The 19,821-nt window shown below is 44.4% G+C and carries 16 protein-coding genes and 1 riboswitch; of the genes, 1 reads left to right on the top strand and 15 read right to left on the bottom strand.

Annotated elements, in window-relative coordinates; translation table 11 throughout:
• Positions 1-54 precede the first annotated feature (54 nt).
• From NSQ50_RS08185 to metA, 11 genes are all read right to left on the bottom strand, one after another.
• The gene (locus tag NSQ50_RS08185; RefSeq protein WP_036684464.1) at positions 55-708 is read right to left on the bottom strand and encodes a response regulator; all 654 of its coding nucleotides are present in this window, start codon (positions 706-708) and stop codon (positions 55-57) included.
• A gap of 3 nt (positions 709-711) precedes the next feature.
• Positions 712-1,788 carry a HAMP domain-containing sensor histidine kinase gene (locus NSQ50_RS08180; protein WP_036684466.1) on the bottom strand — a complete coding sequence of 359 codons (1,077 nt, stop codon included), beginning with the start codon at positions 1,786-1,788 and terminating at the stop codon, positions 712-714.
• Positions 1,789-2,862, bottom strand: coding sequence for a cell wall-active antibiotics response protein LiaF (gene liaF, locus NSQ50_RS08175; RefSeq protein ID WP_036684468.1), 1,074 nt, complete (start codon positions 2,860-2,862; stop codon positions 1,789-1,791). It lies immediately after the preceding gene.
• 239 nt (positions 2,863-3,101) lie between these two features.
• Positions 3,102-3,245 (bottom strand): hypothetical protein, encoded by a 144-nt coding sequence (locus NSQ50_RS08170; protein WP_156113077.1) that lies wholly within the window; start codon positions 3,243-3,245, stop codon positions 3,102-3,104.
• Between the two features lie 146 nt (positions 3,246-3,391).
• Complete coding sequence (locus tag NSQ50_RS08165) at positions 3,392-3,991, bottom strand: 3D domain-containing protein (RefSeq protein WP_170914212.1); 600 nt, start codon at positions 3,989-3,991, stop codon at positions 3,392-3,394.
• A 385-nt stretch (positions 3,992-4,376) separates the two neighbouring features.
• A complete protein-coding gene (thrS, locus tag NSQ50_RS08160; RefSeq protein ID WP_036684469.1) occupies positions 4,377-6,317 on the bottom strand; it encodes a threonine--tRNA ligase in 1,941 nt (646 codons plus the stop codon).
• A 506-nt stretch (positions 6,318-6,823) separates the two neighbouring features.
• Positions 6,824-6,994 carry a toxin-antitoxin system HicB family antitoxin gene (locus tag NSQ50_RS08155; RefSeq protein WP_036684471.1) on the bottom strand — a complete coding sequence of 57 codons (171 nt, stop codon included), beginning with the start codon at positions 6,992-6,994 and terminating at the stop codon, positions 6,824-6,826.
• A gap of 11 nt (positions 6,995-7,005) precedes the next feature.
• Entirely contained in the window at positions 7,006-7,848 is an 843-nt protein-coding gene (locus NSQ50_RS08150) for an SPFH domain-containing protein (RefSeq protein WP_038569553.1), read from the bottom strand.
• A 525-nt stretch (positions 7,849-8,373) separates the two neighbouring features.
• Complete coding sequence (mqnC, locus tag NSQ50_RS08145; protein ID WP_036684474.1) at positions 8,374-9,510, bottom strand: cyclic dehypoxanthinyl futalosine synthase; 1,137 nt, start codon at positions 9,508-9,510, stop codon at positions 8,374-8,376.
• A 627-nt stretch (positions 9,511-10,137) separates the two neighbouring features.
• Positions 10,138-11,310, bottom strand: a complete 1,173-nt coding sequence (locus NSQ50_RS08140) for a PLP-dependent transferase (RefSeq protein WP_076141382.1) — start codon at positions 11,308-11,310, stop codon at positions 10,138-10,140.
• 36 nt (positions 11,311-11,346) lie between these two features.
• Entirely contained in the window at positions 11,347-12,267 is a 921-nt protein-coding gene (gene metA, locus NSQ50_RS08135; protein WP_076141381.1) for a homoserine O-acetyltransferase MetA, read from the bottom strand.
• A 115-nt stretch (positions 12,268-12,382) separates the two neighbouring features.
• Positions 12,383-12,512, bottom strand: a riboswitch (SAM riboswitch).
• Positions 12,513-12,909: 397 nt separating this feature from the next.
• Here metA and corA point away from each other — a divergent pair.
• Complete coding sequence (gene corA / locus NSQ50_RS08130) at positions 12,910-13,845, top strand: magnesium/cobalt transporter CorA (protein ID WP_038569550.1); 936 nt, start codon at positions 12,910-12,912, stop codon at positions 13,843-13,845.
• Between the two features lie 86 nt (positions 13,846-13,931).
• Here corA and NSQ50_RS08125 read toward each other — a convergent pair whose 3' ends face one another.
• From NSQ50_RS08125 to NSQ50_RS08110, 4 genes are all read right to left on the bottom strand, one after another.
• Positions 13,932-14,948, bottom strand: coding sequence for an HRDC domain-containing protein (locus NSQ50_RS08125; RefSeq protein ID WP_036684572.1), 1,017 nt, complete (start codon positions 14,946-14,948; stop codon positions 13,932-13,934).
• 210 nt (positions 14,949-15,158) lie between these two features.
• The gene (locus NSQ50_RS08120) at positions 15,159-16,040 is read right to left on the bottom strand and encodes an ROK family protein (RefSeq protein ID WP_051491338.1); all 882 of its coding nucleotides are present in this window, start codon (positions 16,038-16,040) and stop codon (positions 15,159-15,161) included.
• 165 nt (positions 16,041-16,205) lie between these two features.
• On the bottom strand, positions 16,206-18,932 hold the full coding sequence (locus NSQ50_RS08115; RefSeq protein WP_076224116.1) for a hypothetical protein: 2,727 nt from the start codon (positions 18,930-18,932) through the stop codon (positions 16,206-16,208).
• A 13-nt stretch (positions 18,933-18,945) separates the two neighbouring features.
• Positions 18,946-19,809, bottom strand: a complete 864-nt coding sequence (locus NSQ50_RS08110; protein WP_076101575.1) for a copper amine oxidase N-terminal domain-containing protein — start codon at positions 19,807-19,809, stop codon at positions 18,946-18,948.
• Positions 19,810-19,821: the final 12 nt, after the last annotated feature.

Here is a 19,821-nt window from a genome sequence, read left to right as displayed (position 1 = left end):
CGGCCCGAGCTTCTAAAACCATTTCAAATAGTAATGCACCTTAGTCTACAAGTCCTACCCCTGAGCCCAGCCCTTTCGATGAGCGTAAATAGCCAACTGGGTACGGTCATCAAGCTCGCATTTCATCAACAGATTGCTGACATGCGTCTTCACTGTCTTGATGCTGATATGCAGCTCCTCACCGATATCCTTATTGGTCTTGCCCTCAGCTATAAGCAGCAGGACTTCCTTCTCACGCTCTGTTAAACCGGAGGAATCACCTTGCACGGTGCGCTGGCGTATACCACGGGTCAGCGCCTGTGACACATCACCCGTCATGACAGGCATGCCGCGGTAAGCCCCTTGCAGTGCGTAGATTAACTCTTCTGCCGACACTGTTTTGAGCACGTAGCTGACAGCACCAGCCTCTATAGCATCTACAACAAGATCATCCTCCAGAAAGCTGGTGAGGATCACGATTTTGAGGCCAGGAAATTCAGCCAGCACTGCTCTTGTGGTCTCGGCACCATTCATCACAGGCATCATCAAATCCATCAGCACGAGGTCAGGCAGACCTTCATGTCCACCAGCACGCAGCATCTCCAGCGCCTCTTGTCCATTCGCCGCCTCACCGATGACCTCGAATGTAGGCTCCAGCATTAGATAAGTTTTGAGGCCCATCCGTACCATATCATGATCATCTACGAGCAACACTTTTATGACACTCATGCTCTACTCCTCCTCGTCCTGTGTATCTGTTCCTAACGATCTATTCTGCTCTAATTCTGGGTTCCCTTGAACAAACTTAGGAATATGTACACGGATCGTCGTTCCCGCACCCTTGCGGCTAATAATCTCCACTTGCCCACCCAGTTTCTCCGCGCGTTCGCGCATGGTGGTGAGACCGTAGGAGCCTTGTTTTTGCTGCACATGTTCAAAACCTTGACCGTCATCACTAATACTCAGCACAACTTGTCTTGATCCTTCACGCAGTGATAGGCTGACCAGTCTAGCTTCAGCATGCTTCACAATATTCGCCATCGCCTCTTGAATAATTAGGAACAGCTGATGTTCGATCGCTTCCGATAACTCGCCCTGAAGTTCGAGCTCCTTCATTCCTTTTAAGCCATTCTGGCGACAATAATCGGGAAACCATTTTTCCAGCGCCTCGAACAGATTTCGACCTTCCAGCTCCACTGGACGCAGTTGTGCAATTAATGCTCTCATTTGTTTTTGTGCCATCTGAGACATTGTAATCAACTGGTCCATGACCATTTGACCTTGAGCTTCATTGACCTTCAGAACTTTAGGCAGCGAAGAAGCGGACATATGGATGGCAAAAAGCTGTTGGCTCACCGTATCATGCAGATCCCGGGCCATACGCCTTCTTTCCTCCAACACCGCACTCTCCGCTGCCTGTTCCTTCTCAATAACCTCTTGTTCACCCAATCGCTGTAGAAGCTGCATCTTATTCTCAACCGTATCCATCATGACATTAAACTCGTGATACACTCGGGCAAAAGACTGATCGTCACTTTCTGGCATCCGTACGGACAGATTTCCTTTGGCTACCTGCAGCATATTCAGATCCAGATGATCAATCCGGCGCTGAATCCGCTGGCCTGCCATGTAGCCGATAACTACAGTGAACAACACAATCCCGAGACATAAGTACAGCCACATCCGATAATCCTTCACTTCGATATAACCAAGGCAAGTGCCTGCATACATCAATCCAGCGCTTACCGCTCCAGTGAGCAAAAAGTAAAACAACAGCAACCATTTGGTATTACTGAAGATTGTCCCCATCTAACCCACCGTTTTAACTTTAATGTCACCTATAAATGCACTTACATTTATACGGACTTTTTTGCCTGCTTCTTTATAATAAGGAGTCTTGCACTGTACACTGCTCATAAACCCACTGCGAGACTGATCCAGAACTTCCATATCCCCGATAAAAGAACTGCTGTTCACCGAGATGCCAAGATCCATATCATTCGGAATGTACACTTTAATGTCGCCTATAAAAGCGGAAATATTAATCCTCGTTTCGCCATAAGCAATTTGTGCATTCGTCAGATCCAGTACGGTATCGCCGATAAACTGCGAGATATTCGTGTTCTTCAGTTGGAAATGCTCGCGCCCCATGTGGACATCTCCGATAAAAGCAGAGCGATTGGTCGATTCCTTTTGATTATTTGATTCATGGAATTCCTCATGCCATTCACCATGTCTACGAGCATGACGCTCATGACGTTCCTGACGTCTGCGCTCGTGTCGTTCCTGCTTCTCTTGCCAACGTGCTTCAGCGCCGGACTTATAAGATCCTGTTTCGTCCTCATCGTCTTCTTCATCTTTTTGAAGATAGTCCTTCCAGTCGCGTTGACCAGAAGCCTTGCCGAATTTTTGCTCAAATTGTTCATCAAGTGTGGAATCCAGCGGTTTGGGCGGCTCCACATCTAGTGAGCTTTTTCCTGAAGGAAAGTGATCTGGTGGTGACGGTGGAGCTGGTGGCACAGGTGGTACTGAACCGCGTGGTTTAAAAATCACATAAAGTCCGCCGCCAATCAACATGACTGGAATGAACATTTTGAAAAAATCCCCGGCCGAAATATCAAACCAATCTAAATTCCGTCCAAGGAAAAACACTCCGATCGCCAGAAAGAAAAAGCCGCCGATAGGTGAAGAACCTTTTGATTGCTCCTCCCCTGTACCTAAAAGCCGTTTCATTCCCATTAGGATCAAGATAACCGGCCAATAATTCGAAATCAGGTAACCTAAGCTGAAATCAGTGTAACCCAATTGTCTCAGTAGAAACATAGCTCCAATCCCTATCAGGATCAGGCCGCCTAAAACCTGGCTGGTGAACCTTCTTTTCATGACTCATTTCCCCTTTAAAGTAGTGGAACGCTCTCTTCTTCAATCTTATAGCCTTAGTCTACAGGAATGAAGTGCTGAGAAACAGCGGCGAGAGAAGGAACTTCCCCTCAGTCTCTAGACTGAGATGAATGGGATAAAATTCTATTTACTTCATTATATATGAAAAAAGACTGTCCCTCAGTAATTAACTGATTTGGACAGTCTCTTTTTTTCAGCAGTCTTCTGCTTCAGTTAGCGCATTATTGTTGCGGTTTCTGAGCTGGTTTAGAAGTATTTCCACTTTGCTTAGTAGCGCCGTCATTCTCAACAGCAAACTCAGCATTGTATTTTTCATTTGGTGTTTTGTAATTTTCTTGTACTTTAGATTTCTTGTTATTGGCCACGGAATTCACCTCCTTTTCTCTTATGCAGCATAGAATATGCTTACTAAGAGAACATCTCGGAAGAGGCAATTGCTTTGCCCCAGTCCGTATTATGGCAAGGTGATGTCACTATTATGCATGACCAAGTGAAAATAAGTTCAATCCCATTAAATGGATTCTTCGAGCAGGGATTGCGGCACTGCTTTGTAAGTCTCAATCGCTTGGCTCAGCTTCTTCAGCATGACTTCCGTGCAAGTCCCGTTACCACGCTTAATGAGTTGAACTACAACCGATTTTTTGCCCCATTCCTTATACACCTGTTTCGTAGTAGCAAAATACAGATCAATTTTCCGCCCTTTAATAGCCGAGCCCGTATCAGCAACTATGGCGTATCCATAGCCCGGTATATAAAGAATACTACCCAGCGGCAAAACCTTAGGGTCAGCAGCAATGGTTGAGACTGTATTCTTATCTCTGCGCACTTTTACACCTGAATAAGTGATTCCATATTCGGGATGCTTAGATGTTTTACCTGTAGATTCATAACCCGCAGTATAGCCAGTCGCCATTACTTTCATTGAAGTAATAATCTGGTCTTCCGCGGGAGCGGCTACAGGAATAGAATTTGGTAACTGTTTTGAAGATCCGCTGCCACCATTTGTTTTAGTGGTTGGAGCTTTGGTGCTCTGCGGTGCCTTTGTCGCTGCTGGTTTATTTTTTGTTGTTGCAGGTAATACAGGTGCGACGGAATGCGCCTCGTTTGACATTAGTGTGGCGCGGCCAGTCGCAAGAACGACCTTATCATCTGTGGTTCTCATAAACACAGAATTAGCCTTGGTATATTGCAACTCGTTCGATAGCGTTTTGTTAATACCCGTGTGCTGTAAAGTGTCTCCTGTCCCAATGGCCCCTACTGCCTGTTGCTTAGATTCTGGAATGATTCCAGCAGCGGTCAATAGCAAAACGATGGTGACAAAAAGACACCAAAACCTCTGAAATATGCCCATTTTGTTCATGTGATAAACCTCCCCCTTATTAGCGAAGGTTTCCCGATTCACAAAATTTTATACATGAAGATCAGAAGTTGATCCTCATGGGCATATAACAGAGGTCTTATTTAGACGTAATTTTGGTGTTGTTAATTACAAGAAATTAGGAAATCACACGATCAGCAATTTCCTGAGACAAGAGCTCAATCACTTCTTGAAGCGGCTTAGCTCCAATGTCGCCTTCCCCGCGTTTACGGATGGAGACCGTCTGAGCGTTCATCTCATTCTCGCCAACTACGAACATGTATGGCAGTTTCTCAAGCTGAGCTTCGCGGATCTTATAACCCAGCTTCTCATTGCGGAGATCTGCCTCAGCAGAGATACCACGGCGACGCAGCTTGTCTGTAACTTCCTTGGCATAATCGTCGAACGCTGTCGATACAGGAATTACTTTAACCTGCTGTGGAGATAACCAAAGCGGCAGCGAGCCCGCAAAGTTCTCTAACAGGAAGGCAACGAAACGTTCCATAGTACCCAAGATTCCGCGGTGCAGAACGACTGGACGGTGTTTTTGACCATCATCACCGATATATTCCAGTTCAAAACGTTCAGGCAGCAAGAAGTCGATTTGTACAGTAGACAGAGTCTCTTCTTTACCTAATACAGTTTTAATTTGCACATCAAGTTTAGGACCATAGAATGCAGCTTCGCCTTCTGCTTCGTAGAACGGCAGTCCTGCTTCCTCTACTACCTCACGCAACATCCGCTGTGCAGTTTCCCACATTTCGTCATTCGCATAATATTTCTCTGTATCCTTAGGATCACGATAGGACAACCGGAAACGGTAGTCATTAATACCAAAGTCACTGTATACCTGTTTAATCAATTCGATTACACGAATGAACTCGCCTTTAATTTGGTCCAGACGGCAGAAAATATGGGAGTCATTAAGAGTCATCGAACGTACACGGTGTAATCCAGTCAATGCGCCTGACATTTCATAACGGTGCTGGATACCAAGCTCAGCAATACGGATCGGCAGATCACGGTAGCTGTGCATCGAGCTCTTATAAATCATCATGTGATGCGGGCAGTTCATTGGACGAAGAACAAATTCTTCATTGTCGATAGTCATCTTAGGGAACATATCCTCTTGATAGTGCTCCCAGTGTCCTGAAGTTTTGTACAGTTCAACATTACCCAGAACTGGTGTGTATACATGCTGATAGCCAAGACTTGCTTCCAGATCTACGATATAACGCTCCAGAATACTGCGCAATTTGGCACCCTTAGGCAACCAGATTGGCAAGCCTTGTCCTACCAATTGATTAAATGTAAAGATTTCAAGCTCTTTACCAAGCTTCCGGTGGTCGCGTTTCTTCGCTTCTTCAAGCAGGCGAAGATGCTCATCAAGCTGAGCTTTTTTAATCCAAGCTGTGCCGTATACGCGTTGAAGCATCTTATTCTTGCTGTCGCCGCGCCAGTAAGCACCAGCTACATTCATCAATTTAAAGACTTTGATCTTGGCAGTCGACGGCACATGCGGTCCGCGGCATAGATCGAAGAATTCACCTTGTTCATAGATAGAAATCACGCTATCTTCAGGCAATGCCTCGATCAATTCCAGCTTGTAAGGATCACCTAGCTCACCGAAAATTTCAAGTGCTTCCTTGCGGCTAACTTCTTTGCGCACGATCGGCAGGTTCTCCGAAATTATGCGGTCCATTTCCTTTTCGATTTTGAGCAAATCTTCAGGATTTAGAGGATGTTCCAGATCCATATCGTAGTAGAAGCCATCTTCAATGACCGGACCTACACCAAGCTTAACTTCTTTTGTTCCGAACAAACGTCTGACAGCTTGAGCCATCAAGTGAGCTGTACTGTGACGCATAACCTCCAGACCTTCAGGTGAATCCAAAGTTACGATCTCTACCAGTGCGCCCTCTTCAAGGGGAGTAGATAAATCTACAACGATACCGTTCATTTTCCCCGCTGCTGCATTTTTGCGCAGGCCACTGCTAATAGAAGCTGCTACATCATCAATACTGCTACCCTCTGCGTATTCACGGACAGAACCGTCCGGAAGCTTAATACTTACTGACATTGCTAATTCCTCCTTCATATAATTAAGCCTAACGGCCCTTTAACCTTTGCGGAACAATAATATCCACGCACACAAAAAAACGCCCGTCCCGCAAAGGGACGAGCGATTACACCCGTGGTTCCACCCAAATTCGATTCTCTCTAGCCTCCCTTGAAACCTCAAGCGGAGTGAAGATAGAATCCTTCGTAAGCATGGAGTAACGACCATGAACCGGCAGTTCTTACTATCCCATTGCAGGGAGTTCAAAACGGCAGCTACAAAGGGGTAAATCGAAAGCAGGATGCCGGAGGAAATTTCAGCCTAAGTTTCCTCTCTCTGAACGGTCCAGAACAATCAACTCATATCTTCGTCAATGCTGTTAACGTGAATTATGGAGTAATTATAAATCTGTCCTCTCTGACAGTCAAGTCAGAAAAGGATCCAAAATGATAGAAACTCAGGCAGAAGACACACATAAGGACTGTTCTGGCAGCCAATACATGGATGCCGAAACAGTCCTTTTGTGGTTATTCCTCTCGCCGTTTTTTTTCAGGTAAGCGGCCTGCACGTTTCAAAGACTCACGCAACAAGTATTCGATATGTCCGTTTACGCTGCGAAATTCCTCTCCCGCCCATCGTTCCAGCGCCTCATGCAGATCCGGATCGATCCGCAGTGGAAAGCTTTTCTTGGCCGCCATGATGCACCGCCTTAGTACAACGAGCCGGCGTTAATGACCGGACTCGCTCCGCGCTCCGACACGATCGCAACCATCAGATTATTGATCATCGCCGCTTTGCGTTCCTCATCAAGCTCAACTACGCCGCTTTCTTTAAGCTGTTTAATCGCCATATCGACCATGCCTACGGCGCCTTCAACAATAATTTGACGAGCGGACAGAATTGCAGATGCTTGCTGACGTTGCAACATTGTACTGGCAATTTCTGTGGAATAAGCCAAGTGTGTAAGCCGCGCTTCAATGACCTCTACACCAGATATCGACAAACGTTCTTGCAGCTCGGTTGCCAATTCTTTAGCAATCTCATCTGCATTAGCCCGCAGGGACATGCCCGATTCATTGAAGTTATCATACGGGTATTTACTGGCTACATGACGCAGCGCTGTTTCACTTTGGATTTCCACAAACGCCATATATTTATCTACATCAAAAAGCGCTTTTGCAGAGTTAATTACCTTAAATACGATAACTGCAGCAATTTCAATCGGATTACCTTCCACATCATTAACCTTCAGCTTGACACTGTTAAAGTTACGTACGCGGAGGGAAACCGTCTTGCGCAAACTGAACGGAATGACTGCAAACAAGCCACTTGTCACGATAGTCCCTACATATTGCCCGAAAAAGGTAACTACGACCGACTTATTGGGCTGCACAACCGTAAAACTTGTACATAGAACTCCAGCTACAACGAACAGAATGACTGGCACTGCGACATACTCCTGAACAGCACCATAAATTCCTCCAGCTAAACAAACTGCAATCAATGCGAGAACCCAAAATCCACTGACAGGACGAAGCGTTTTCTCTTTCATAAAAGCACCCCCACTAGATATTCTTTTGATATGATTATGATATCACTTTTGGATAATAATGTGAATAGGTAAAAAGAAATAAAAAATGAATTTATGTTCACATTTATATAAAGTTTCGTTTAAAAAGGCGTACTCCACACCAACCTTAGTTTGTGTAGTTAACCTTAGTTCATAATGTTCGTATACCTCAGCTCTATGGACACTAATGCTCTTATACGCCACATTTTCCGATATCCCCCATGCTATCGGACCCCACAGTCGCTATTGCGCTAAAAACCAGCCTATATGAGGCTCTTTTCAAGGATACCGTCGCTGGGGTCGAACACCTGCTCAAAAGACGCTGAATTTACGAATAAGGTCCACTGGGTCCATACGCCTAACGGATGATATAACAAGCGAAGATTCAGATGTGTTCTGCAATGAGGCTTGCTAATGATCGTAATCCTAACCTTACAAAAAAACGCTTGATGCTCATTAGTCCACTGAAGGATTAACAAGCATCAAGCGTTGATTAATTAATATATATTAGTTCTGCATTACAAAATCATTATCAATCTTCGCATTAGGATCATCGAATACCCGCAGAATATCATAACGTGTATTCCGCTGCGCTGGAACTTTGCCTGCTTCGCGAATCAGCTGAGTGATCGACTCGATGTTTACCTTGTAAGTCGCACCCGCCGAAGATACTACGTTCTCTTCAATCATTGTGCTGCCGAAATCGTTGCAGCCATATTGCAGGGAGAGCTTGCCGACCTCTGGTCCCATAGTGACCCATGAAGATTGGAAGTTCTTAATATTATCCAGCACAAGGCGGCTGATCGCTACCGTCTTCAGATACTCCTCAGGCGTTTGTCTGTCCAGCTTCAGGTTGGTATTGTCCGGCTGGAATGTCCATGAGATAAAGGCCAAGAAACCTTCAGAATCATATTTATTGGCAATACACTCATCCTGAGCCTCTCGCACACGTAGTAAGTGCAAAGCACGTTCCTCCATACTTTCCCCAAGCCCAATCACCATTGTCGCTGTGGTATTCATACCCACTTTATGTGCCGTCTGCATTACATCCATCCACTCGCGCCACGAGCCTTTTAGTCGGCTGATTTTGCGGCGTGTACGGTCATCAAGAATTTCTGCGCCTCCGCCTGGCAATGAATCCAGACCCGCAGCATGAATTTCACGAACCACTTGTTCCAGTGGTAATCCTGATACTTCTTTCATCTTCATAATCTCCGCAGGAGAGAAGGAGTGCATTGTAATCTCAGGGAACCGTTGCTTAATTCCGCGCAGTATATCTGTATAGTAGCTAAATGGAAGGTTAGGATTAGTTCCACCTTGCATAAGAATTTCTGTACCATTAACAGCAATTGTTTCAGCAATTTTTTGATAAATCGCCTCATCTGGCAGCACATAGCCTTCATCCGAGCCTGGTCTGCGGTAAAAAGCGCAAAAACGGCAGTACACATCACATACATTCGTATAGTTAATATTACGGCCAATTACAAAAGTGGCTAACGGGTCCGGGTGCCAGCGTTCCATAATAGTGTTTGCAGCAGCACCCATTTTCTCAATTTCGTTGCTCTCGAATAGTCGGATGGTATCTTCCAATTGGAGACGGTCGCCCCGCAGGGCTTTATCCAAAATAAGATCTATCGCACTCATCGTTCGCATCCTCCTTTTAAACCCTTAGGGATATGGTAGATTCACAAAATCACAAGAAAAAATAACGTTGTCGTCCTTTAGAGATAACAACCGTTTCTCGTAGTAACATAAGGATAAAGTAAGTATGTAACTTATACCTTATATTTTAATAAATGAACAGTTCATTTCCTCATCGTATCACAATCTGAACAGCTTGAAAAACTTTTTACTTTCTCAGCAAGATACCATCCAGCAGAAAGAGTCCTTACATTGCTGCCTGCACCCGTTGAATCAAAATTCCCTGAGGCTGTCGGACACAGATGACGTTATTTGCAAGTTTTTAGCCTTTAGAGCATAGTTATGGACTCCAGTGATGCTATTCCATGAAAAGAGCCTCATGAAAGCTGTTTTTTAGCGCAATAGCTGCTGTGGAGTCCGTTAACATTCCAAATGTGGAATAATGCTGCGTTTAAGGTCAGCTGTGTCCAATAGCGAAAAGTCCAAAAAGAAGAGCTATCCCAGCAGCCAATTCCCGGCTTATGAGACAGCTCTATTTCATCCTCAGTCTAACACCAGTTCTAAATCAACGGTGAGATAGATCCTCGATATTTCCCAGCAATTCGGTGCCGATCTGGGTTGCCGTTACTTTTACTTCGTTTCGATTTCCGCCCGCGCAGCCTCCAAAGCATGACCCAGATCAGCAATTAGATCCTCCGCATGTTCAATGCCCACCGAGAAGCGCAGCAACCGATCATCTACACCCACCGCATTCCGAATTTCCACAGGAATGTCCGCATGCGTCTGTACTGCAGGATAGGTCATTAACGATTCAACCCCGCCGAGGCTCTCAGCGAAGGCTATAAGCCGGATATGACGAAGCAGAGGTTCTACGTATCTGGCATCTTTTAATTTGAAAGAAAAAATTCCGGTATTGCCCGAGGACTGGCGATTCTGAATTTCATATCCCGGATGATCCGGCAGGCCTGGATGGAACACTTCCGCAATCGCCGGGTGCTCTTGTAGATAGCGGGCAATTGCTAGTGCATTACTCTCGTGCCGTTCCATACGCAGAGCCAGTGTCTTCATGCCTCTCATCAGCTGATAACTGTCTGTTGGCCCAAGCACAGCGCCAATAGAGTTATGTAGAATCGCTATTTCAGCGGATAATTCAGCCCCTTTAGATACAATAAGACCAGCAAGTATATCATTGTGTCCGCCCAAATATTTGGTAGCACTATGGACTACAATATCCGCACCTAATTCCAGAGGACGCTGGAAAAATGGAGTCAGCAGTGTATTGTCTACAATTGTGAGCAGCCCATGATGACGAGCCCAAGTAGCAACGGCTGCAATATCCGTAACCATCATCAAAGGATTCGTTGGCGTTTCAATAAATATCGCCTTTGTATTTGGAAGACGGGAAGCCTCAAGCGCATCCAAATCATTCGTATCTACATAGGAAGCAGTGATTCCAAACTTGGACATAATTCGTTCCAACAAACGATAGGTCCCGCCGTAAAGATCCAGCGAAACGATCAAGTGATCGCCTTGCCCAAACAGGGTAAATATGGTTTGAATAGCCGCCATCCCAGAGCTACAGGCAAAACCTGCATCACCAGACTCCAATTCCGCAGCCGCATTCTCCAGTACGGAACGGGTCGGACTTTTGGTACGGCTATAATCGAAACCTGTGCTCTGCCCAAGCTTCGGGTGACGGAATGCCGTAGCATTATAGATAGGAAAATTAATGGCTCCGGTAGCCGGATCTTCTTGTGAACCTATTTGTGCCAGTCTGCTTTCAATCCTAAGTTTGTCGTCCATGATAAATGCCTCCTAAATTATAATGTAGCGCTGATCTTAATAAACAATCGGGTCGATATCGTAAGGTGTCTCTTGATATACATAGTAATTGAGCCAATTAGAGAATAATAAGTTGGCATGTGCACGCCACACTGCAGGAGGTGTCCGTTCTGGATCATCTTTAGGGAAATAGTGTTTCGGCAAGGCCATCTCCATGCCCCTCTCCAAATCACGATCATATTCCCATTTCAGGGATAGAGGATCGTACTCGGAATGTCCGGTCACAAATATTTGTTTGCCGTCGGTCGTAGCTACTAGATACATACCAGCTTCTTCGGATTCTGCCAGAATCTGCAGATCTGGATTGCTCTCAATATCTTCGCGGGAGACATCGGTATGACGGGAATGCGGTACATGGAATACCTCGTCAAAACCGCGCAGCAATTTAATGTTATTTTGATTAATCGTATGGGAGAATACACCAAAACATTTTTCAGGCAATGCCACTTTACGAACACCAAAATGATGATACAACCCTGCCTGTGCCGCCCAACAGATATGCATGGTCGAGGTCACATTATCCTTGCTCCATTCAAAAATCTCTTTTAGCTCTTCCCAATAGGATACTTCCTCAAACTCCATTTGCTCTACGGGTGCTCCTGTAACAATAAGGCCATCCAAACGGCGGTGGCTGATCTCGTCAAAAGTTTTGTAAAAGCTTCTCAAATGCTCAGCAGAAGTATTCTTAGAAGTATGTGAGCGTGGATGCAGCAAGGTAACATCAACTTGCAGCGGTGAATTTCCTATTAAACGCAGCAATTGAGTCTCCGTCGTTTCTTTAGTCGGCATGAGATTCAGAATAGCAATCCTTAGTGGACGGATATCCTGATGGAAAGCCAAACTATCATCCATCACAAAAATATTTTCTCCGGATAGTACTTCTTTTGCTGGTAAACTGTCGGGAATTTTAATTGGCATTGTCTTTCCACTCCTTAACTGTATTTAGGTTATGTTGTCACATCGCGGCTTTCTGAACAATAAAAAGACCTTTCTCGGAAAACGAGAAAGGTCATATCTACAGTCATATGCGCCTCTCTCATCTGCCAGAAACTTTTGGACGGGGTTTAGTCGTCAGCAAAGTTCCGCAAGAATTAGCACCGTGCGTTCACACGCCGGTTGCCGGGTTTCATAGGGCTAGTCCCTCCACCTGCTCTTGATAAGATTTAGCTGTATTCAATTAAATTTCTTTAAAATTTACTTTAAATCATGAACCTCCTTTTCGTCAAGTCCATACAATGCTGAAGTAGCCTTAAAGTAACAATAAATTTGCTTGAAAGAGGCATACTCCGTTGTTATACTAGACAAGTATTTCATACCTGAACGAAAAGAAGAGGTGAGAAGAAGAATGGAAGGCGACCCGAGCTCGCAATTAAGTGTACAAAATGAGCAACCACACAGGATAATCATCAGCTTGCCGGCGGCGGGAGCAGTTCTTCTTCATGCCCTCGAATCGTCATTCGGCCTCTTGTATTGATTGTAACGCCGGCCAAGCTGATTTTTTTCTCTGTGCTTAATTAGCAGTCCCTGGTGAAGACCCGGGGATAGAAGGAGTGGAATCAGATGAAAATCCGGCTGGTGAATGCAGGGGTTTTTACACCTATTGATGAAATTGATGAAACATTGACACCCCCAACAGAAGGGTTCTATTGGATTGATGCAGATGTGGAGGATTTGGAGCTGCTTCAGCCCCTGTTCAACCTGCATGATCTCGCTGTTGAGGATTGCCTTAGTGAAGAGGATCAACGTCCAAAGATCGAAATATACGAAAGTCATTACTTTATTGTTGTAAACAGCATCCGCTTTGATGATGAGGAAATTTTCCTGCGGGCACTCAATATATTCTTGGGCAGACATTATATTATTACTGTAACGAAACAAAAGATCCACGAGCTGCGCATCCTGAAGCCCATGTTATGGGAGCAAGAGGTTAGCGAACCAGACCAATTCCTTTACCTGCTTATCGACCTTGTCGTAGATAATTATTTCTCCGTAGGTGACCGAATTGAAGCCCGGATTGAGAAGCTTGAAGAGGATATCCTAATGCATACCAAGAAATCTCATCTGAGTGAGATTATCGGTCTGCGAAGTGAGATCTTATGGTTAAAGAAGATGCTGGGACCACAGAAAGAGGTTATCAATACCCTGAACAAAAAAGACCTCCGTCTGATTGATGATCAGCTGCAGAAGTATTTTAGCGACATTTATGAAAATGCAGTTAAAATATCCGAAACCTTTGAGACGTACCGCGATCTCATGGGCAACTTACGTGAGGCCTACCAATCCAGTATCGCCAACCGCGCCAATGAAATTATGAGAGTATTTACCGCGATTACAACGATATTCATGCCTTTGACCGTAATTACCGGAATCTATGGGATGAACTTTGATCATATGCCTGAGTTGCATACGAAATACGGCTATTTTGCCGTTATAGGTCTAATGTTGACGTTAGGCTGTGGGATGCTGTATGTATTCCGCAAGAAAGAATGGCTATGAAAATAAACGGACGAATAGGCAAGACGAAGGCCCTTTAACCCTATGGTGTAAGGAAGCCTTCGTCTTTTTGATATGAGGAAAAGCTACTAGAAACTGGTCGCCACGCCCACTTTAGGAGCTTGCTCCCGCCGGAAACGAATGCGGATCAGCCGCAGACGTTCATAATAGCTATCCAGCCCTTCTGCTGCTGAAAAATCCTCCCCATACACCTTATGCAGCACTGGCTTTAGAAAAAGATCTCCTGCCTCTACATAGGCATTCCATATCGCTTCCTGTTCATTCTGCGGCATATTTTTCAGTTCTACCTCGATCAGTTTCTCCACGCAATAACCTTCTCTTTCCAGCTCCTCTACCGCTTCAATCAGTTCGCGACGGTTCACTCCACTGTTCACCTTAAGCTGTTCTAACCCTAACCCATTCTCGATCCCTTGCAGCAGAATTCGCCGTAATCGCAGTCTTTCTAGCTGTTTCTTATATTTGACCTCTTTCTGTTTATAGAGCCAGGATACAAAAGAGTCCTCCTCAATTTCTTGGTGAACCCAATTCAAAGGAAAGGAATGCTCCCTTGCAGCCGTAGAGGTTATAGCCAACCAATCCGTGCCATATTGGGCTACCTTTCCTTCCCCTACACCAGGGATCTGCAGCAGCTCCTCTGGTGTATGCGGCAAGAAAGTGCTTATCAAACGTAACAAACGATTGCTGGCAAGAATGTAAGGGGCTTTCCGTTCACTAGAAGCTCGGCTGCGGCGCCAAGCACATAACTCCTCATAAATAGCTTCGTTCCCATTATATTCACTGTAATATTGCAGCCTTAGCTGCTCCTGATTGCGCCCAGTAAGGCCGTCTTCTTCATGAAATACGCCATCAATCAACGGCCGATAGCCATCCCCCATCTTCACCGCCAGCTCATGCCTGTAAACACAGAGCATTTCATTCCAAGAACCACCCGCATACCACAAATGCTCCTGCGTCTCCTCACCGTCTGAAAAATCACGCCAGCCCAGGCTCCACACTCCTTCTTCCTCTCCAATCCATAGCTGAGCGAACACCTCTTGATCCACCCCAGATATTCTGGATAAGCGATTCATAAATACAATTTGCATATTCATCCCTGCCTTTCTAGTCTTCAGCAAGCACTATACCTACCGGGTCTGAGCTACTCTTCGCTGGTGTGAATCCCACACTGTCAGACTCGGAAAACGCAAAAAAGCACCACTCTCACGATAAACGTGAAAGAGGTGCTCCCTCATTAAATGCTATACTGTTAGATCCTACAATACCATATATTTCCTAACAGTCAATATCTTTTTATACTAGTTTCTTGCCAAAGCTAAGGTTGCCAGTCCAATCGCACCTGCAAGTCCTGCATTATCTCCAAGCTGCGGTGGCACAACGTAATTATCAATATCGGTATTGAGCGCTGGATGCTGAACATAACCTTTAAGCAGCTCCTGCAGCTTGGTACGGATTAGCGGGAACAAGTGGCTTTGCTTCATGACCCCACCGCCCATTACGATTTTTTCGGGAGACAGAATCAGCACGTAATTCATAAGTGCATGTGCAAGATAATGAGCTTCCATATCCCAAGCTGGATGGTCAACAGGTAGCTCGCCTGCTGGTTGTCCCCAGCGTTTGCCAATCCCCGGACCTGCGGCTAACCCTTCAAGGCAATCGCCATGATAAGGGCAGTAGCCCTCAAACGTGTCCTCTGGATGTCTGCGAACTAGAATATGTCCCATCTCAGGATGAGACAATCCATGCACCATCTGACCTCCAACAACTGCTCCCGCTCCAATACCTGTCCCAACCGTAATATAAAGGCAGCTGTCCAGACCTTTAGCCGCTCCCCATTTACTTTCCGCAAGCGCTGCACCATTCACATCCGTATCAAAACCGATCGGCACGTTAAATTGCTCAGCCATTGTGCCTACCAGATTATATTGTCCCCAGTGAGGTTTTGGTGTCGTTGTTATGTAACCATAAGTAGGGCTGTCCAGCACGGGATCAATCGGTCCAAACGATCCAATACCAAAAGCTTCTACATTCTTCCCATTAAAATAGTCGATTACGAGTCCCATCGTTTCTTCCGGTGTTGTTGTCGGAAAGCTAACTCGGTCCAGAATGGTACCGTCCTCATAACCAATCCCGCATACAAACTTCGTTCCGCCTGCTTCAATCGCTCCCAATAACTTCATAGCAACTATCTCCCTTCTCCAATAAGCAATAATCCGCCATCCAGTGTGAAAATAAAAAACAATATAAAAAAACAATCAACAGCCCTTATTATACGTTGGATGAAGCGCTATCACAATAATAAAACTCCCTTCATGCTATTTTGCATGAAGGGAGACTATTGTTGTTTAATTATTTAAGTCATCAAACATAGAGCCTTTTACCGTAACCTCAATTTGATCCAGCGGCTTAATGCCGACAAGCTTGCCCAGTGATTTGTATGCGTTGGTACTCTTGGAGAGCTCCACATCTGCCAACCAAGCCTTAACATAGTACTTCCCATCTGGCATTTCAGCTGTAGTATAGACAGGAATATGGTCCTTATTAATCGTAATCGTCACCGTAGACTTTTCCGTGATCTTGTACATATTCTGATTCAAGCCCACATATTCACGGTATTTGAAATTGTCGAAGCTTCCCAGTGTACTAGACTGTGAGTAACCCTCTAATATATTCTTCCAGAATTCATGGGTGCCATTATCACTTTCTCTTTCTTGTGAATATGGGATCTCTTCCACATCTTTAGTAAAGCTGTTCTCCACCGTCAACAATTTCGCATCATTCACTCCGGTGTTATCCTCTACGGATAAAGCTGCTGGCTTTCTTGCAAAGTTATTCCCGTTTTTGCTCAGTGGTTCATTCCGCAGATTGACCGCAACTTTATCATTATTGATATACATAAGATCAGTTTCATATCGGAAAGAATTCGTAAGTTCCTCAACAAGATCCTTATGGTCCTTCGTGTCTTTATCCGTATCTTTAAACGTAACTGTCTCCAGTGTAAAGGTATACGTTCCAACAGGATTAAAATAATATCCGGATTTAATCGGATAATCATACCCTTGAAGTTGCTTATCCGTCGCAAACACGGCGGTATCATAATTAGATTTGTCGTTAAGCATTTTTTTAGCGGTAGCTCTGGCTTTCTTATAAGCTTGAGCCATGCTATTCTCTACCTTCCAACCGATGTCTCCGCTTGCCTGTTGTGTGAAGATTCGTTCGAATTGCCCCTTTACTTTCGTCCAATCCTGTAAGTTCTTATTCTCATCTTCATGAGCCATCCAGCGGATTACATTATAATTGTAAGGCTCACTTGTCCAGAGGAGCTTTCGAATCAAAGAATCCGCTTTATTCTTGTCTATTGAATTCTTGTACAGCTTAGGTGCTATTTGTTTGGCCCCGTTATAAATATAGGTCCGAATGGTTTTGACATCCTCACCTGGTGTAAACGGAGCTGAAGTGCTGCCGCTCTCCGTATACGTTTGACAAGATTCAACATCTTTACCTTGCCCGTTCTTAGTTGTGCTGCACACCTGATAATTACGAGTGAAATTTCTGCTCACAGTACCCTGGAAACTGATATTACCTGACTTTTGATTAGGTGTATACGGAGCCGGATTAATGTACCACTTACCGTTAACAGGATCATCACCAAAATCAGGACGCTGCAGACTAGCTATGATGTCAGGTTGCCTAACTATAGTACTGGCGGCATCGTTAACCAGCGGATTATTCTCCACACGGAAATAACGATAGATAGTATCCGAATTATTGATTACTTCCAAAGCGCCTGTAGCATTCCCACTCCAAGTAAAATCAGAATATTGCGGTTGTAGAACAGCCTTTATAGCAGCACCATCGGCTAACCCGAATTTCACTTTTTTCGATAACACATTATAATCCAGATCGAAGGAGCCTTTAGTTGTTGGCATCGAGTTGATCTTCTTAATCCATCCGTAAATCTCATTATTTCCGTAAAAGACTTCATTAGGTGACTTCAGCCTGTTCAGATTAAACTGGATGTATACGTCCTCATCAGGCATTGTAAATGTCGCGAAAAGAATATTGTCAGCCGTATTAGCCGCAAGCATAATTTCACCTGCTAACGTTGACGCATGACCATGGTATCTTACAGGGATTTCCTTTCCGTTACTCGTGATCTTCCAAGCGTAATCTGTTGTTTTCTGCGTGGCGAAGCTGGATCTGAGCCTGATTCCAACGGTTACCTCTTGTCCAGCTACCGCGCCGGTTGGCAAAGTTTCGAAATGAGGGGATAAATCATTTACCTGCAAAATAAACGGTGCGATAGGAATGCCTAAGTAAGTAATATTTCCGTTGGAACCTTGGATGTAAATCCTCCCTGATCCCCAAGACAGATAGGTAGGCGGTTGCAAGACGTGAACATAATCTATCCATCGCCCTCCCTTAGACGGTGTAGTATTCTGAGTGTATACAACCCTGTCTTTATACTCCTTGTCTTGATTGTTATAGATGAACCGTTCATATTTCTTACCGGCATAGCTCAGGTTTAGTCCAGTAAGAATCGCCTGCTCAAAAGTCCCGCCGGAATTTGCTAGATACTCAATATCCCGACCTACAAATGCATCAAAATCATTTTTTCTAATTTTGTAGCTTGATTTTACGCCAGAGTCCTTCCAAGGTTCCTTAATCATATTAAAATTCTGAATTTGAATCCCGCTCCATCCAGCATACCATGGAGCTCCCTCAGTTGAGACCGAGTCCCCATCAATCGAATACCCGGAAAAAGCAAACATATTGCTATGCTCAAGCCATTCATGATTTCCACCATAAACAATCTCAAAATTACTATTGTTAGATTTTATCTGGTTTTGCAACAAATCCTCTCTTAACTTTCCTTTATTAGTCTCCATTGTGTAATAATTAGATTTTTTATAGAGCTCCGCCATATCTTTATTGATCTTCTCGATAACAGCTGTCGCTGTTTTTGGAAGATTGTTAGATGTATCATTCACTGACTCTTCAGAGAAAACTGAAGAAGCTATAGATTGGAATAAGAATATTGTCACTATACTAAGCCATATCGATTTTTTCATACCTTCACCTCTCCTACTTCGGCCATACTGCGATTCCTATATCCCCCATACCAGGAGAGTCTACATCAATTTTATAATCTTTGCTTTGGAAGACTTTATAATCTAGCTCATCCATTCTTTTTGTTTTTGTTCTAACATACTTCATAATCGAATCTACGACATCGCCCTCAATGTTTTGTCTAAGAATATTCTCCGCTTCCTTCGCTTCCAGTGCAGGGTCAGAGCCTATATTAGTAAATGTAATTGTGATTTGAAAAAGATACTGACCTGCTTTCCGATCATCATTGTTGTATACTGTCAGCTGTGAATCGGTAATATAAGTCGACTCTAGATTGGCCCCCAATTGAGTATACGGGATTTCAAACCCATGAATCGTTACCGTCTTCGCTCCATTCGTTGATTCTCCCGTAGCAGGCTTATCAGAGGTAGCTATTTCACCTGAAGGAGTAGTGATGTAGACCGTCTTCACAGCATCATCCCATTTCACGTTTACACCGAGTCCTTCATATACAAATCGAAGTGGGACAAAGGTTCTTGACTGTTTGAACAATGCTGCCGTGTCCATTTGTTTTGTTTTTCCATTGAGCTCATAACTCTTTTTCCCGATATAGACACCCATTGTTTTGCCTTCAAGCGAGATTGTTGCCTTTTTGGCCTTACTGTCCCATAACACCTTAGCTCCAAGCGCTTCACTTATAAAACGCACGGGTAGCTGTACTCTTTGCTGCGCATCGATAAAAGGCTGGGCGTCTGGAAAAATAACTTTTTCTCCATTTACTACTACCCTCAATGGAAGACTTGCTGCAAAACCTGAAAATGCAGAAGTCATCAGGGATACCATTAGTAATAAAAGTAGAGAACTGATTAATTTTTTCATATAATTACTCCT

The sequence above is a fragment of the Paenibacillus sp. FSL R10-2788 genome (assembly GCF_038003885.1).
GTDB lineage: Bacteria > Bacillota > Bacilli > Paenibacillales > Paenibacillaceae > Paenibacillus_AQ > Paenibacillus_AQ odorifer.
The sequence above is the reverse complement of the archived record's forward strand: the minus strand, read 5'-3'. Positions and strand labels throughout refer to the sequence as shown.